Origin of the sequence: Exiguobacterium sp. 9-2 (assembly GCF_036287235.1) — a bacterium.
Lineage (GTDB): Bacteria > Bacillota > Bacilli > Exiguobacteriales > Exiguobacteriaceae > Exiguobacterium_A.
Window position 1 is genome coordinate 2,116,919 of record NZ_CP142850.1, and the last position, 16,445, is coordinate 2,133,363.

At 48.2% G+C, this 16,445-nt stretch carries 16 protein-coding genes, 1 other RNA gene and 1 other annotated feature; of the genes, 2 read left to right on the forward strand and 15 right to left on the reverse strand.

Annotated elements, in window-relative coordinates:
• Positions 1-23 precede the first annotated feature (23 nt).
• From mltG to recD2, 7 genes are all read right to left on the reverse strand, one after another.
• A complete protein-coding gene (mltG, locus tag VJ374_RS11245) occupies positions 24-1,172 on the reverse strand; it encodes an endolytic transglycosylase MltG (RefSeq protein ID WP_329468810.1) in 1,149 nt (382 codons plus the stop codon).
• Between the two features lie 78 nt (positions 1,173-1,250).
• Positions 1,251-1,544, reverse strand: coding sequence for a DUF1292 domain-containing protein (locus VJ374_RS11250; RefSeq protein WP_023468908.1), 294 nt, complete (start codon positions 1,542-1,544; stop codon positions 1,251-1,253).
• Entirely contained in the window at positions 1,531-1,818 is a 288-nt protein-coding gene (locus tag VJ374_RS11255; RefSeq protein WP_023468909.1) for a DUF1292 domain-containing protein, read from the reverse strand. The genes VJ374_RS11250 and VJ374_RS11255 overlap by 14 nt, the downstream gene beginning before the upstream one ends.
• A 14-nt stretch (positions 1,819-1,832) precedes the next feature.
• The gene (ruvX, locus tag VJ374_RS11260; RefSeq protein WP_056062458.1) at positions 1,833-2,255 is read right to left on the reverse strand and encodes a Holliday junction resolvase RuvX; all 423 of its coding nucleotides are present in this window, start codon (positions 2,253-2,255) and stop codon (positions 1,833-1,835) included.
• Positions 2,252-2,521, reverse strand: a complete 270-nt coding sequence (locus VJ374_RS11265; RefSeq protein WP_029342229.1) for an IreB family regulatory phosphoprotein — start codon at positions 2,519-2,521, stop codon at positions 2,252-2,254. Before VJ374_RS11265 ends, ruvX begins: the two co-directional genes overlap by 4 nt.
• A gap of 34 nt (positions 2,522-2,555) precedes the next feature.
• Complete coding sequence (gene alaS, locus VJ374_RS11270; protein WP_290785225.1) at positions 2,556-5,198, reverse strand: alanine--tRNA ligase; 2,643 nt, start codon at positions 5,196-5,198, stop codon at positions 2,556-2,558.
• Between the two features lie 57 nt (positions 5,199-5,255).
• Positions 5,256-5,466, reverse strand: a binding site (T-box leader).
• Positions 5,467-5,508: 42 nt separating this feature from the next.
• Positions 5,509-7,734 (reverse strand): SF1B family DNA helicase RecD2, encoded by a 2,226-nt coding sequence (recD2, locus tag VJ374_RS11275; protein ID WP_056062464.1) that lies wholly within the window; start codon positions 7,732-7,734, stop codon positions 5,509-5,511.
• Positions 7,735-7,850: 116 nt separating this feature from the next.
• Here recD2 and VJ374_RS11280 point away from each other — a divergent pair, with 116 nt between their 5' ends.
• Positions 7,851-8,399 (forward strand): VOC family protein, encoded by a 549-nt coding sequence (locus VJ374_RS11280; RefSeq protein WP_290772620.1) that lies wholly within the window; start codon positions 7,851-7,853, stop codon positions 8,397-8,399.
• Between the two features lie 46 nt (positions 8,400-8,445).
• Here the strand turns inward: VJ374_RS11280 and VJ374_RS11285 are convergent, their stop codons facing one another.
• The 4 genes from VJ374_RS11285 to cymR are packed head-to-tail and all read right to left on the reverse strand — an operon-like array spanning position 8,446 to position 11,811.
• Positions 8,446-9,111, reverse strand: coding sequence for a tetratricopeptide repeat protein (locus tag VJ374_RS11285; RefSeq protein WP_329468811.1), 666 nt, complete (start codon positions 9,109-9,111; stop codon positions 8,446-8,448).
• Between the two features lie 13 nt (positions 9,112-9,124).
• Positions 9,125-10,246: a tRNA 2-thiouridine(34) synthase MnmA gene (mnmA, locus tag VJ374_RS11290; protein ID WP_029342234.1), complete on the reverse strand. Its 1,122-nt coding sequence runs from the start codon at positions 10,244-10,246 to the stop codon at positions 9,125-9,127.
• A 16-nt stretch (positions 10,247-10,262) separates the two neighbouring features.
• Positions 10,263-11,390, reverse strand: a complete 1,128-nt coding sequence (locus tag VJ374_RS11295; RefSeq protein WP_442899592.1) for a cysteine desulfurase family protein — start codon at positions 11,388-11,390, stop codon at positions 10,263-10,265.
• Between the two features lie 13 nt (positions 11,391-11,403).
• Complete coding sequence (gene cymR / locus VJ374_RS11300; protein ID WP_035409489.1) at positions 11,404-11,811, reverse strand: cysteine metabolism transcriptional regulator CymR; 408 nt, start codon at positions 11,809-11,811, stop codon at positions 11,404-11,406.
• A 60-nt stretch (positions 11,812-11,871) separates the two neighbouring features.
• On the opposite strand from cymR, the gene VJ374_RS11305 reads away from it, so the two are divergent.
• Complete coding sequence (locus VJ374_RS11305) at positions 11,872-13,209, forward strand: replication-associated recombination protein A (protein WP_329468812.1); 1,338 nt, start codon at positions 11,872-11,874, stop codon at positions 13,207-13,209.
• A gap of 10 nt (positions 13,210-13,219) precedes the next feature.
• Here VJ374_RS11305 and VJ374_RS11310 read toward each other — a convergent pair whose 3' ends face one another.
• From VJ374_RS11310 to VJ374_RS11325, 4 genes are all read right to left on the reverse strand, one after another.
• Positions 13,220-13,984 (reverse strand): tRNA threonylcarbamoyladenosine dehydratase, encoded by a 765-nt coding sequence (locus VJ374_RS11310; protein WP_329468813.1) that lies wholly within the window; start codon positions 13,982-13,984, stop codon positions 13,220-13,222.
• 93 nt (positions 13,985-14,077) lie between these two features.
• Positions 14,078-14,267, reverse strand: a non-coding RNA gene (gene ssrS / locus VJ374_RS11315) — 6S RNA.
• A gap of 73 nt (positions 14,268-14,340) precedes the next feature.
• Positions 14,341-15,525, reverse strand: a complete 1,185-nt coding sequence (locus tag VJ374_RS11320) for a DASH family cryptochrome (RefSeq protein ID WP_329468814.1) — start codon at positions 15,523-15,525, stop codon at positions 14,341-14,343.
• Between the two features lie 289 nt (positions 15,526-15,814).
• Positions 15,815-16,399 carry a DNA-3-methyladenine glycosylase gene (locus tag VJ374_RS11325; protein ID WP_035406536.1) on the reverse strand — a complete coding sequence of 195 codons (585 nt, stop codon included), beginning with the start codon at positions 16,397-16,399 and terminating at the stop codon, positions 15,815-15,817.
• Positions 16,400-16,445: the final 46 nt, after the last annotated feature.

The window sequence follows — 16,445 nt, forward strand, 5'->3', positions numbered from 1 at the left end:
TCCGCTTCAACCCAACCCGTTGCTCATTGCTCTTTACTCGCTTCGTATTCCACCCATTCCGGTTTATACTTAACGACGTTTCGTTGATGTTCTTCATATGTCTCTTCGTAAAGAATCTGTCCTCGTGGATGTGTATCACTTGGTGGACGGGCGAAGAAATAGACATATTTTGTTTTATTCGGGTTCAAGACAGCTAATACGGAATCCTTACTGACCGTTGAAATCGGACCAATCGGAATTCCTTCGTACTTATACGTATTGTACTTCGAGTTATTCTCAAGATCCTTCAGCGTCGTCAATGCCGTATTCTCGCCTGTGCCATACCAAACCGTCGGGTCCGACTGAAGTTTCATGCCATCATCTAAACGGTTTTTGAAGACGCCTGCGATTTCACGACGATCCTTCGGTGTCGCGGCTTCACGCTCGACCATTGAACCGAGACTGAGCACTTCATGGAAGGTCATGCCTGACTTTCGAATGGCATCCTCATTTTCATCGTAGACTTTTTCTGTCTCGTCGAGCATCGTCTCGACGATTTGATCAATGCTTTTTCCTTTATCGAACTCATACGTTGCTGGGAAGAGATATCCTTCAAGTGCGTACAAGACGCCATTCTTCTTCACTTCATCCGTCAACATCGGATATTTTTCAATCATGGCATCGATGAACATCGCATCCGTCAATTCTTTACGAATCGTCTCTTCTTTGAACTTCGTCGCTTTCGCGATTAAATCAATTTGACGATCCATCGTGATGCCTTCAGGTAACGTGATTTTCACATCCGCTGCCTTCATGACCGTTCCCGTTTTCAATTCATTGATGATTTCATCCGGGGACATGGCTTGTGACAGGGTATATGTACCCGCCTGGAATGACGATTCATTCTTATAACGGACGTAATAACGGAAAATCGTCTCGTTTGCAATCAAATCTTTTTCCTTTAGTAAGGAAGCGATCGTACTCGTTCCTGCGCCTAAAGGAATTTCGACTTTGACAGATTTCGTCGCTGCTTCATCGACCGGTTCAAGCGCATTTTTCAAAAAGACATAGATGACCGCACTGGTAACTAGAAAAATCGTCAACAATACAGAAAGGATGATCAGCGTGATCCGGCGTGATGTCCGGCGTCGCCTTTTTTCGATTTCAGAATTTTGCTTCCATTCGTTCTCCATCGGTTCCTCCTTCTTCTCTTAAAACAAGGTGACACCGTAAGAGAAAGTCTCTTACGACGTCACCTGTCATGAGTCGGGTTAGTCTAACTGATCTTCGAGCGTGTTAAAGACTTCTTCGATTTCATCCCAAGTCGCTGTATCGTCTTCGTCGATTGGTACGAGGTTGAAGTCGTTGTCTCCATCACCGTATTCGTCGAGTTCGTAAACGAAGATATCGACTTCTTCTGCTTCGTCATAATCTGCTCCAATTGGCTCGAGGAAGATGTATGTCTTGCTCGAACGTGGGCTTTCATAACGCAGACGTTCTACGAATTCGAAATCATTTCCTTCGCCGTCCGGAATTACGTAACGTGTTGGCTCATTCTGTTGCATCAGTGATCCGCTCCTTTAACGCAAGCTCGAGTTCATCCCAAGTTTGCTCATCATTTTCATCGATCAGGCTCAATTCAAAATCATCTTCGCCTTCTCCATATTCATCGATCTCACAGATGATTAGATCATCCGCTCCTTCGTCAGGGTTACCGATCATTTCAAGAAATAGATAGGTTTTTCCTGTACGTTCACTTGAGTAACGGTACCATTCTTCGAAAAGATGTTCGCCGCCCTCTTCATCTGGAAAGAGATACTGACGTTTTTCTTCAGCCATCGGTTTCTCCCCCTTCATCGATTCGCCCGATCCAAATACGATTGCAGGATCATGACGGCAGCCATCTTATCGATGACTTGTTTTCGTTTCTTGCGGCTGACATCGGCATCGATCAGCATCCGTTCTGCTTGCATCGTCGTCAACCGTTCATCCATGAAGACGACTTCAAGCCCAGTATGCTGTTCGATTTCCTTCGCAAAGGCTTCACTCGCCTCCGCACGGGGACCGATGGAACCGTTCATGTTTTTCGGAAGACCAATGACTAGGATTTCGACATTGTATGTCTCCATGATGACATCGAGCCGTTTGAAGGCTTCTGGGTAATCCGGTTCCGTCCACTTGACCGTCTCGACACCTTGCGCCGTCCAGCCCATCAAGTCACTGACCGCTACCCCGATCGTCTTCGAACCGACGTCTAGTCCCATTGCACGTTTCATTTTGAATTTCCACTCTCCGCCAAATAAGATTTCACGAGTTCTTCGAGCAATTCGTCACGTTCAATCTTACGAATTAAGTTACGTGCGTCATTATGACGAGGAATGTAAGCAGGATCTCCAGATAGGAGATAGCCGACGATTTGGTTGATCGGATGATATCCTTTTTCTTCTAAAGCATGATAGACCGTCAACAACACATCCCGTGTCGCTGCTTTGTTATCGTCTTCTGGAAAGTTGAATTTCATCGTTTGATCCATCTGACTCACGTTCATCACCTCTTTCATATACACTACGTTTCTATTATGCCAGTGATTGCACGTATTGTGAAGCGTACGCGAGTGCTTCTTCTAATTTCGACGCATCTTTCCCACCAGCTTGAGCCATGTCAGGGCGACCGCCACCGCCACCACCGCAGCGTGTTGCGACTTCCTTGATCAATTTACCAGCATGATAGCCTTGGTCGATTAAATCTTTTGAAACGCTTGCGACGAGATTGACTTTTTCACCTTGCGCACTACCGAGAACAATGATTGCTGATCCGAGTGAGCTCTTCAACTCATCCATCATACCGCGAAGGGCATCCATATCTGAGACGTCGACACGTTTCGCAAGCACACGTACGCCGTTGATTTCCTCAACATCGTCCTTTAGTGAAGCAGCTTCGATGTTCGCAAGTTTTGCTTGCAACGATTCGTTCGCCCGTTCCGTCTCACGAAGTTGTTGTTGCAGTGCTTCGATACGGACCGGAACTTCCGTCGTTTTCGTTTTCAAGACAGCTGCTGCTTGTTCGAGTGTTTCTAAGTGTTGATTCATCACACGATACGCGCCTGCACCTGTCACGGCTTCGATCCGGCGTGTACCTGCACCGATCCCAGACTCTGAGACGATCTTGAACAGACCGATCTCTGCAGTGTTTCCGACGTGGATTCCGCCACACAATTCAATCGAGTATGTGCCTGCTGAGACGACACGGACCGTTTCCCCGTACTTCTCACCGAACAATGCCATCGCGCCTTTTGCTTTTGCATCAGCGATGTTCATCTCTTCGATATCAACCGGTAATGATGCCCAGATCGCTTGGTTGACGTCTTGTTCGATTTTTGTCAACTCTTCTTGTGTCACGGCACCGAAGTGTGAGAAGTCGAAGCGGAGACGTTCTGGAGAAACAAGTGATCCCGCTTGGTTGACGTGTGTTCCGAGCGTGTCTTTCAATGCTTTATGAAGCAAGTGTGTTGCTGTATGGTTTTTCGTGACGGCTTTACGTTCTGCTGCTTCGACGTTTGCAACGACATCCGCCGCTTCCGTTGCGATTCCTGTACGGACGATGACCGTATGCAAGTTTTGACCGTTTGGTGCCTTTTGAACATCTTTGACATCAAGAACGAAGTCTTTGCCTTCGATTGTTCCTGTATCCGCTACTTCACCACCACTTTCAGCGTAGAACGGCGTGATATCGAGAATGACTTGCGCTTCTTCACCAGCAGCCACTTCTGTGACTCGTTCTCCATCATGCAACAATGCGATGATTTTTGCATCCGCCTTAAGGTCGGTATAGCCGACGAACGTACTTTTATCTTTTAGTGTCGAGAGGACTTCCGATTGTTGTTGCATCGAACCGCTCTCTTCACGTGCTGCCCGCGCACGTTGACGTTGCGCGTCCATCGCTTGTTTGAAGCCTTCTTCATCAACAGACATCTGATGATCTTCCGCATACTCAACTGTCAATTCGAGTGGGAAACCATACGTGTCATACAGACGGAACGCATCTTCGCCACTGATGACGTGCTCACCGTTTGCTTTAGAATTCTGAGCCACCGTGTTCAAGATTGCAAGACCGTCATGAAGCGTCTCATGGAAACGTTCTTCTTCGTTTTTAATGACGCGTTTGATGAAGTCCGCTTTTTCCGGAACTTGTGGGTAGAAGTCAACCATGACGTTCCCGACCGTATCAACGAGTTCATACATGAACGGACGTTCGATCCCAAGCATTTTCGCATAACGAACCGCACGGCGTAGTAAACGACGAAGGACATATCCACGTCCTTCATTCGAAGGAAGAGCACCATCACCGATCGCAAATGATACAGTACGGATGTGGTCTGCGATGACTTTGAATGCTACATCAAGTTTCGAATCATCACGGTAGATCTTGCCGCTGATTTCTTCTGTCTTATGAATGATCGGCATGAACAGATCCGTATCGAAGTTCGTCGGCACGTCCTGCATGACACACGCCATCCGTTCGAGTCCCATCCCAGTATCGATGTTTTTACGCGGAAGTTCCGTGTAGTTGCCGTGTCCGTCGTGGTTGTACTGACTGAAGACGATATTCCAGATCTCGAGATAGCGTTCGTTTTCGCCACCTGGATAAAGTTCTGAATCGTTCGGATCGTCTCCGAAAGCTGGACCACGATCGAAGAAGATTTCCGTATTCGGACCAGATGGACCTTCACCGATTTCCCAGAAGTTATCTTCAAGCGGAATGATCCGCTCAGCCGGTACACCGAGTTCAAGCCAGATTTGACGCGCTGCATCATCTTCCGGATGAATCGTGACCGAAAGACGTTCTGGGTCAAGACCGTACCAGTCATCACTCGTCAAGAGTTCCCAACCCCATTTGATTGCATCTTCACGGAAGTAATCACCGACAGAGAAGTTTCCGAGCATCTCGAAGAACGTATGGTGACGCGCTGTTTTCCCGACGTTTTCGATATCGTTCGTCCGGATTGATTTTTGTGCGTTGACGATACGTGGATTATCAGGAATGACACGACCATCAAAATATTTCTTGAGTGTTGCAACACCCGAGTTGATCCACAAGAGCGATGGATCCTCGACCGGTACGAGCGAAGCACTCGGTTCGATCGCATGCCCTTTGCTTTGGAAGAAATCAAGATACATCTGACGGATTTGTGCACCCGTTAATGGTTTTAGAGCTTTCATGAACAGTTACCCCCATTGGTTTTATTTGGACGCAAAAAAGCGATGCTTTCATCCCTGAAAAGGGACGAAAGCATCGCTTCCGTGGTACCACCCTCGTTCGTAAGCAATCCATTGCCTACCTCGAACATCTGATAACGGGGATGACCCGCAGGTGTTTACACCCGACTCCGGAAGGAGCTTCAAAGGGACTCGAGAAAGTGATTGCAGCAGACTCACTTCTCTCTGGACTCGAGTTTTCCTTTTACTTATCTTCCATCAACGTGTTACGTCCATTCATCTATCGTGATTATTACCTATCGAACAGCATCCGTCAAGTCTTTGTCACCCCACCGAGTCGTTCGATCAATCGTGTTCGGCGCCGGGGTTCCTCTTCTTGCGACGCTTTATGGAACGCACGCGGATCACCGAATAATAACAAACTCGATTTTGCCCGAGTAACTGCCGTATAAATTAAATTTCGGGAATGTTTGAACGCCCCCGTGAAATAGACCGGCATCAAGACGATCGGAAACTCAGATCCTTGCGCTTTGTGGATCGTAATCGCATAGGCGTGCGTGAATTGATCCCAATCACTCCGGTTGTACTCGACCTCCGTCTGATCGAACCGGGCGATGATTTTATCGACTTTATCGACATTCTCTTTAGCGAAGAAGATATTGACGATTTCGCCGATATCTCCGTTATAGACGTTTTCTTCCGCATTGTTGACGAGCTGGAGAATCTTGTCCCCGGTCCGGTAAATCCGCGTCCCTTGTTTGACTTCCCGTTTCTTCGGTTCCTCCGGGTTATAGACGCGTTGCAAGGCGACATTCAATTCGTCGATCCCGACCTGACCACGGTAAGTCGGCGCGAGGACCTGTACATCGAATTTCGAGTAGCCTTTTGCGAGTGCTTTTTCCGCGAAGGCCGAGATGCCCCGTAACGTCTCTTGCGGAGACGCAGTATAGAAGCGGCGATCCGCAAGTGGTGATAACAAATCAGCAGACGTCGTCCGGTTCTTCAAATCGTGCGCAAGACGCAATATCGAAGAATCTTCTGCTTGACGATGGACGACGTTCAAACGGACGACGGGAATTCCTTCCGTATCCATCAAGTCTGCCAGCACCTGTCCTGGACCGACGGATGGCAATTGATCGCGGTCACCGACGAACAAGATCTTCATGCCATTCGGGACGGCGCGAAGCAAACTCGATAACAAGTAGATATCAATCATCGACGATTCATCGATGATCAGTACTTTTCCCGTGATCGGCTGATCCTCATTCAGTTGAAAGTTCGTTCCATCATACTTTAAGAGACGGTGAATCGTCATCGCCGGTACATCTGTTGCTTCCGATAGACGTTTAGCGGCACGTCCCGTCGGTGCAACAAGGACGTATGGATAGACATCCCCTGTCTTGACGCGACTCTTCTCAAGCGGCCAGTCATGAATTTCTTGCAACGCATGCAAAATTCCCTTGATGACAGTCGTCTTACCGGTACCCGGTCCACCAGTCAAGACCATCAGCGGCGCTTTGACCGCTAACTCGATCGCTTCTCGCTGTTGCGCAGCATATTCCATGCCGAACTGTTCTTCGAGGTGACCAATTGCTTCAAGGATCGTCGCGACATCGACTTCTTGTTCGGCACCGTTTGCCATGACGCGTGCTAGTTCCTTCGCCGCGCGGACTTCCGCATAAAAGATCGTCGGTAAATACAAGCAACCTTCTTCAAGCTTGACCTTATCTTCAGCGAGCAATAGTTCGATCGCTTGTTCTAGCCGCTCTCCCGGATCTTCCCCTAGCAGACGGGGTGCCCGTTGCAATAGCGAGTCGACCGTCGCGAAGGCATGTCCCTCGCCCGCTTCTTGTTCTAATATATGCATGATCGAAGCAGCGACACGCTCCGGGTGTAATCCGACAAGTCCGAGGTGCGCGGCAATATGATCGGCTGTCTTAAAGCCAATCCCGTTTACTTCATACATCAAGGAATACGGATTCTCCCGAATCCGTGCCATGGCGTCGCCCTCGTACGCGGCATAGATCTTTGCCGCCAGCTTCGGTGTGACATCAAACGGTGCTAAGAACAGCATCAACTGATCGACACCGTATAGCGTCGCGAGTCGATTCAATATGATGTCTGCTTGTTTTTGTTTTAACCCAGGCACCTGATTCAGTACCCGTTCATCCTTTAATATGAGATCCACTGCGTCTTCTCCAAGAGCATCGACGATATTTTTCGCTGTTTTCGGACCAATGCCGGTGAACGAACCATTCGTCAAGAAGCGGATCGTCGCATGTTTAGTCATCGGAACCGATCGGCGAATCAGCTCCGCCTTCAGTTGTTTTCCGAAGCGAGGATGATCAACGAGACGACCGAATGCTTGATACGTCCCTCCGAGTTCGATTCCGACTCCTGTACCCGTAATGACGAGCTCGGTCTCTTTTAATTCAAAGTTCTTTTCTTTGACGGCGACCAGTACAATGGAGTGTGCTTCCTCTTCAGAAGAAAAGAGCACACGTTTGACGCGCCCGACGACTTGATGGGGGTGCTCCATCACTCCACCTTCTTTCTCTCTTTTTCATTCGCTGCTTTCATCATAGCATTCGTTTACCGGATTTTAAATCAGGGAAAGATACCGTGAAACATTTCGTTAAGAGGAGGAGTTCAAGGATGGCACGTTTACCGATTGCAGGATTGTGTGAATTAGTACTTGAAGTCGAGGATATGGATCGCGCCCTTGGCTTTTGGAATGAGACACTTGGTATTCCGATTGTCGAGCAATGGGCACCTGAGGATGCTGAGCCGAGCAAAGAACAATCTAAACAAGATGGGGTCTGGGCAACGTGGCTCTACATTGGCGGCAACACCCGACTCGGTCTTTGGCTGAAACGGGACTTCACGATGGAAGAACGAACCGTTAAACATTTACCGGTCTCCGAATGGGATACGTTGTACGATGAAGGCGGAGTCCATGTCCATTGTGCCTTTTACGTTGAGAAGGACGAGTTCCAGCAAGCCTTAAATCAGCTTCGGGAAGCTTCAATCACCGTGAAGCTAAGAGAATGGGATGAACAGGAGACCTCGAACCAAAAAGAGTATTCCGCTTATTTCAAGGATACAGAAAATAACGTCATCGAACTGTATACGAAAAACATGGATGAAGCCTATGAAGACTTTTCCGGACCTCCGCTTCGTGTCATCCGTGAAGTCGGGAATTAAATACCATACAAAAAAGACGACTCCGCCTGGAATCGTCTTTTTTAGATCAATCTGCTTGTTTTAATAACGCATCCATCTTCGCTTTTGCATCTCGTGCAAGGGCGTGTTCCGGCTGATAGGCAAGAACGGCTTCAAGTTCTGCATAACAGGCTTCCTGTTGACCGAGGAAGGCAAGAGCAATCGCATAATTGTATCGTGCATCTGTATGCGTTTCGTCAAGCATCAAGACATGCTCGAACATCTCGACCGCTTCTTCCAACTTCTCGTTTTGCGCTAAGGCAAGTCCGTATTGGAACGAGATCTCGATATCGACACCGTTTAGTTCTGACGCGCGTTGTAAACGAGGTAAGCCGCGTACTGGATCACCGAGTTTTTGATACGTCATCCCTAGCATGAAATGGAGATCCGCGTCGTCAAGTCCGTACAATAACGCTGCGCGCAATGATTCCTCTGCTTCGACGAGTTGATCGGCAGCAAAGAACAGAGCGCCTTTCGCATAATAGGCACTCGCAAACGTATTATCAATCATCAGTGCCCGGTCATAAAAACGAAGGGCACGATCAGCGTCGTTCATCGATTGGAGTAATGTTCCAAGATTGACGTACGCCGTCGGATCTTTTGGGTTTTCTTCGATCGCATCATTAAAAGCTTGCGCTGCTAATTCATAATTTCCAGCTTCTAGATGCCGGAACCCTACTTCATTATAGTTCATCTTCTTTTGCTCCTTACGCTAAATAAGCGAGGCGTTCGCCTGCTTTATAAGCTGCATCGATTGTGGCACCACCGAGGCAGATGTCTCCATCATAGAACACGACCGCTTGTCCTGGTGTGATCGCCCGTTGACGTTCGTCAAACGAAACATCGAGTCCATCTTCAAGGACACGAACCGTGACGGCTGTGTCTTGTTGACGGTAACGGAATTTCGCTGTGCAACGGAATGTCTCACCGACTGGACGTTCAGATGTCCAACTGACATCTGAAGCAAGTAATCCTTCCGAATACAATAATTCGTTATGGAATCCTTGATCGACATAGAGAATGTTCTCTTTTAGGTTTTTTCCGACGACGAACCAAGGTTCTCCGTCGCCACCGATACCAAGCCCGTGGCGTTGCCCCATCGTATAGTACATCAATCCATCGTGACGACCCATGACGTTGCCGTCAAGCGTCCGCATCTCACCGGGTTGTGCCGGTAGGTATTGACCGAGGAACTGTTTAAAATTCCGCTCGCCAATGAAGCAAATACCGGTCGAGTCTTTTTTCTTAGCTGTTGCAAGGTTCGCTTCTTCTGCGATCCGGCGCACTTCTGATTTTTCCATGTGACCGATTGGGAACATCGCCTTCGCGATTTGCTCTTGCGACAATTGATTCAAGAAATATGTTTGATCCTTGTTTGCATCGACACCACGAAGCAATTTATGTTCTCCATCTTCATAGACAGCACGTGCATAATGACCTGTCGCGACGAAATCGGCACCAAGACGCATCGCGTGATCGAGGAAGGCTTTGAACTTGATTTCCTTGTTACACATGACGTCTGGATTCGGTGTCCGACCGAGTTTATATTCATCGAGGAAGTACGTGAAGACCTTATCCCAGTACTCTTTTTCAAAATTGACCGCATAATACGGAATGCCGATTTGATTGGCTACGGCGATGACGTCTTCATAATCTTCCGTCGCCGTACAAAAGCCGTTCTCATCCGTGTCATCCCAGTTTTTCATGAAGATCCCGATGACGTTATAGCCTTGCTCTTTTAATAAATGAGCCGTCACAGACGAATCGACACCGCCCGACATCCCAACGACGACTGTCGTTTCACTCGGGGCTTTCGCTCGTGTATTCATTCATTTCACCTCTTAGTTAATTCTGAAACGATTTTACGACATCTTGCAAGGCTTGTGCGAGTAGTTCGACTTGCGCGAGCTCATTTCCGTGACCAAAACTGATCCGAACCGATGCCCGTGTCCGTTCATCTTCACCATACATCGCCGACAAGACATGCGAAGGCTCGACGGATCCTGCCGTACATGCACTCCCGCTCGATACAGCCATCTGGCGCATATCAAGCATGATCAAGAACGGTTCGATTTCAATTTGCGGGAAGTAAAGATTGAGGACATTCGGCAATCCTTCAACACCGTTGACTTCGTAAGTGACGCCACTTTCATCCAAGCGTGTTAGCAAAACGCTACGCAGTTGTTTGATGTGGTCCTGCTGTTGATCGCGCTCTGCGATCATCAGTTCGAGCGCTTTCGCTAAACCGACGATTCCCGGTACGTTCTCCGTACCAGCGCGACGCTTGCGTTCCTGTTCTCCGCCATACGTCTGCGTCGCTAATTTCACACCTGTCCGTACATATAATAGCCCGATTCCTTTTGGACCATTGATTTTATGACCAGACGCGGATAAAAGATCGACCTGTAACGCTTCGACATCAATTGCTTGTTTTCCGAACACTTGCACCGCGTCCGTATGGAACAAAATACCGCGTTCCCGTAAGAATTGACCAATTGCCGCAATCGGCTGGATCGTCCCGACTTCATTGTTGCCGAACATGATCGAGACGAGTATCGTATCTTCCCGAACTGCTTCTTGTAAGGCAGTCAACGACACAACGCCAGACGACGGTACATCGAGATATGTGACATCATAGCCTTGCTTTTCAAGCTCTTCGAACGCACGGAGTACGGCATGATGCTCAAACCGTGTCGTAATGAGATGACGCCCTTTTTCACGCGCTACCTCAGCCGCACCGAAGATGGCGTAGTTATCCGACTCCGTTCCACCACTCGTGAAAATCAGTTCAGTTGGTTTCGCATTTAATTCTTGTGCGATCTGCCGACGTGCATTGTCGATCGCCGCCCGAGCAGAACGACCAGCCGCATGGACACTTGATGGATTGCCGTACTGTTCGAGCAAATAAGGCGTCATCGCCTCAAGGACTTCCGGACGCATCGGCGTCGTCGCCGAATGGTCAAAGTAATTCATTCGTATTCACCTCTCAAATATAGAACATGTATCCTGTATCGTCTTCTTCCGCTAAGTCTTGTAGTGTCGTTGAATCGAGTACTTGATCGACCGCTTGTTGGATTTTGTCCCAAAGTTTGCGTTTCGTGACCTCGTCACAAGCATCGACTTCGACGACGACGAGTGGTCCTTCAAGCAGGCGGATGATTTCACCCGCCGTAATGCTTTGTGCTTCACGACCGAGCTTATACCCGCCATAAGCGCCGCGAACACTTTTGACGAGACCCCCATTTCGAAGTGGTGCGATCAATTGCTCGAGGTAGTGCTCTGATAAATCATACATCTGGGCGATTTTTTTTAAGGACAATGGTTTTGATTCAGCTTCTTTCGCGAGTGCGATCATGATCGTCAGACCATATCGCCCTTTCGTTGAGATTTTCATCATGCGAAGGATCATCCTTTCTAGTATAGTAGTAGCTAAAAGTGGAAGGAGCGTATGTGTATGGCACATTTATTTGAATCCCAGTCTCCTGCCGGACCGCTCGCAAATCGGATGCGTCCGCAGAATCTGGATGAAATCGTCGGACAACGCCATCTAATCGGAGAGACGACGCTTTTGCGGCGCGCCATCTTAGCCGATCGTCTCGGAACCGTCATTTTTTACGGTCCACCGGGCACCGGTAAGACGACCCTCGCACGTGTCATTTCCAGTTATACGAAATCAGCATTCGAGCAATTGAATGCGGTCACGGCAAAACTGGAACAATTACGTGAGATTTTAAAAGCAGCCGAAGCTCGTCTTCAGTTCGAGGATCAAAAAACGATCCTCTTTCTCGATGAGATCCATCGGTTCAATAAGATGCAGCAAGACGCCTTACTGCCGGCACTTGAGGCGGGTACGATCACGTTGATCGGTGCGACGACTGAAAACCCGAGTTTTGAGGTCAACGCCGCTCTCTTATCGCGGGCAACAGTCTTTCGTTTTGAACCCCCGACGGCAGATGATTTACGGATCGTCCTCGATCGGACCCTGAAGGACACGGAGCGTGGTCTTGGCAAATATCCGATCACCATCACGGAGGACGCGATCGATCATTACGTCAAGTTGTCAGATGGCGATTACAGGGCATTATTGAATGCGCTCGAACTTGCCGTCTTAACGACACCGGAAATCGATGGTCAAATCACGATCGACCTCGCTGTCGCTGAGGAATCGATTCAGCAAAAGGCATTGAAGTATGATAAGGACGGCGATCGTCATTATGATGTCATCTCCGCCTTCATCAAATCGATTCGTGGTTCCGATCCCGACGCCGCGCTCTACTGGCTCGCCGTCATGATTGAAGCCGGTGAAAGTCCACGTTTCATCGTCCGTCGTCTCTATGTCCATGCGGCAGAAGACATCGGTCTATCTGATCCGCAAGCGTTATTGATGGTCGATGCTTGCGCGCGCGCGTGCGAATACGTTGGTTTCCCAGAAGCACGGATCCCGCTTGCTGAAACGGTCCTATATCTCGCGACAGCACCGAAATCGAATGCCGTCATCTCAGCCATTGACCAAGCATTGATGCTCGTCCGTCGTTCAGATGGTGGACCTGTTCCCCCACACTTGCGCGATGCCCATCATCCGGGTGCAGCGGCACTTGGGAATGGCGTTACCTACCAATATCCGCACGACTTCGAACATGCCTATGTGCCACAGAATTATTGGCCAGAAAACCTTGCCCGGACCAAACCCGTCTTTTATCGTCCAAGCCCACGCGGTTTTGAAAAACAACTGCAGGCTCGACTCGATTTTTGGAACAAACAAACAGCCACACATCAGAAAAAGCGACCATAAGGTCGCTTTTTTAACGAACGCGTTCGATCGTCACGCCAGCTTCACGGACAATCTCATTGATGACGTAGCTCGCTGCAATCAGTCCACCGACAGATGGAACAAATGCATTCGAACTCGGTGGCATCTTCGCTTTACGAATCGCAGCGGCATCGTTTCCGACGACTTGACGGACTTCTTCAATGATCTTAACGGGCGGTTCATCGGAAAAGACAACAGGAACGCCTTTATGGATACCGGCTTTCCGAAGTTTCGTCCGGATGACTTTCGCCAGAGGATCATAACTTGTATCTTTGATGTCAACGATCTTAATGCGTGTCGGATCCATCTTGTTTGCCATCCCCATGCTCGAAATGATCGGAATGTTACGTTTCTTACATTCTTGAATCAAGTGAATTTTGAACGAGACCGTGTCCGATGCATCGATGACATAATCCGGCTGCTGTTCAAAGAACGACTCGAATGTTTCTTCATTGTAGAACATCTTCAAACGAACGATTTCAAGGTCTGGATTGATTAACGTAAGACGTTCTGCCATCGCATCGACCTTCGGCTGACCGACCGTCGGAAGCAAGGCATGAATTTGTCGGTTAACGTTTGTAATATCGATATCATCCTTATCGACGAGAATCAAACGACCTACACCACTACGGGCAAGTGCTTCTGCTGAGAACGAACCAACACCGCCGATTCCCAGAATAGCGACAGACTTGGATGCCAATGCGTCAAGTCCAGTTTTACCGATTGCTAGTTCATTACGCGAAAATTGATGTAACATCTCATAACCTCACAATACTCATACTGTTTTACTCGGAATTATATCATAAAAAAAAACGTCATGCGACGTGTCAAGCAATAAAATAATAAGACGATGGGACCCGAAGTGCCGTGTCGATACCTTATTTTTGAACCTGCTGTGCAGGTGGGTGTCTTATCCGATTCCTATTCGTACGTCCTCCTGCTGTGTTACGAGGCATGTACTACTAGTTGGAACGTCAAACTCCCTATCAAAAAAGAGTGGCTCAAAGATAAAAGGCGGCTCTCGTACAATTCAGGAACCCCATCTGATGCATTTAATATAGCATCCTCCCCTCTGAAATGCAACTACTTCCCACTCCAGAAAAGGATGCTTTTTTAAGTCCAACGTTTCGTGAAGTCTTCGTTCGGATCATATCGTTGTTGCTGAAACACGGGATCGAATCGTGGTGTCCGCGTCGCATTCCCGACCCCTGCGATGAATGCCCAGTTGCCATAGTTCGAAGCGACGTCATGATCAATCAATTGTTGTTCAAAATACTGTGCTCCGATGCGCCAGTCCTGTTTTAATTCATGAATGAGATAACTGGCAACGATCTGCCTGCCCCGGTTCGACATCCATCCCGTCTCGCGAATCTCGTTCATAAAGGCATCAACGAACGGTACACCGGTCTTTCCTTTTATCCAACGTTCGACAGCTAGCTGATCCGTCTTCCACGTGTATTGCCCTTCCTTTAATCCATTCGATCGAAACAGACGACTTCCTGTCTCACGCATCGTTAAATGGAAAAAGTCACGCCATAACAGTTCGAAATACAACCAGTACGTCGATTCATTTGCTCCCTTTTTTCGCTCGGCTTCCTGCAATTCAGCCATGACGCGACGCGGTGACAGCGATCCGTTCGCTAGCCAGGCAGATAACTTCGAAGAATCATTTCGTAAAAAACCGTTACGTGTTTCTTTATAGGTGAATACAGGCTCAGCCAGGTATTCTTGAAGACGTGCTCTCCCCGCTGATTCTCCACCACGGAACGGGAACGCGATCTCTGGATCCGCTTTGACTGATTCCTCCCTTATTAATCGAATCCCAGTTGGTGGATCAAGTGGATCGTAGAAGGTTCCTTTCGCCTCGACACGTTTTCGAAACGCTGTAAAGACGCGCTTCAGTTCGTCACTTCCGATATCTTCCCGGCGATGTAGTGTCTGTGTCTCAAAAGAACGGACTGTATATCTGTCTTTGACATACTGCTCACTTGCCGCTTCTTCTGTTCCAGTCATCTTATGGAAATAGACTGTATCATCCGTTTGCAGATAAGAATCAAGTGCCTCATTCACCTTCCCCTCTAAAATATCTAATGCAATTCCGATTTGAGACAAATGATCGGCTAAATTCACTAATGTCTCTTCTTCGAATTTCGCTTGTTGTGCGCCTCTTTCAAACAGCTGTTCCTTATGATTTTTAACGTATACTGCCCGAATCGTATCTTGTTCTTCGCATGCGCTCCGAAGTGCTTCATGATCATCGACACGCAAATCATTGCGGTACCAGACGACTGCTCCCATATTGATCGGCTCCCTTCTCTTATACTATGACCCGACCAAGGGACTTAGAAAACCAATCGATGTGCCGACGAGGTTTTAAGACGTTGTTTTCGTGGAATATGATTACTACAACAAATCAGAGGAGTGAATGGATCAATGGCTGCAAAACGCGGTAAACTCAGAACATTAGTGACGCTTGTAACGACGGTTGGACCAATCGTTTATAAATTCTATAAAAAACAACAAGCTAAAAAATCAATCAACAATCCTAAATAAAAAATGGACGCTTCCTTATCGGAGCGTCCATTTTTTAACGTTTACTGACACCTTCACTTGCGTCGACATAAAAACGCCATGGATAGGCCGTCGCTTCTCCAGCATTTGGAATACCAATGCGTGTCGTCTGGACGATTGCATCGACTGGGTCGGCAACGAGTCGAAACCGGTCTTGATAAAGATCCTGACCTGAATCAGCAGTCGTTAGACCGAATCCTTGGCACAATTTTGCCGGTCCATTGACGAGATTTCGTCTTTGAATCGCCGTCAATTCTGCGTAGGAACAACCGAAACGGCGTTCAGCGACAAGATCATGCCCACTGATGATTTCGGCACCTCGTAACAACAGTCCGTATCCTTCCCCTTCATGTCCACAAACGATATTCATACAGTGATGCATACCATACGTGAAATAAACATATAAATGTCCGGGTGGACCGAACATCGGTGCCGTTCGTTTCGTCGGTTTACCGGAAAACGAGTGTGCCGCTTGATCGTGAGGACCGAGATAGGCTTCGACCTCGACGATTCGCATCGTTACCTCATCGACCGTGATGTGTGTTCCTAAGAAGTCTGGTCCGACTTCAACTGGAGATCGTTCAAAAAAGTGTCGTTCCATCCGTTCGCCCTCCTTCATGAAACAAGCGAACCTCCCATACCGGAAG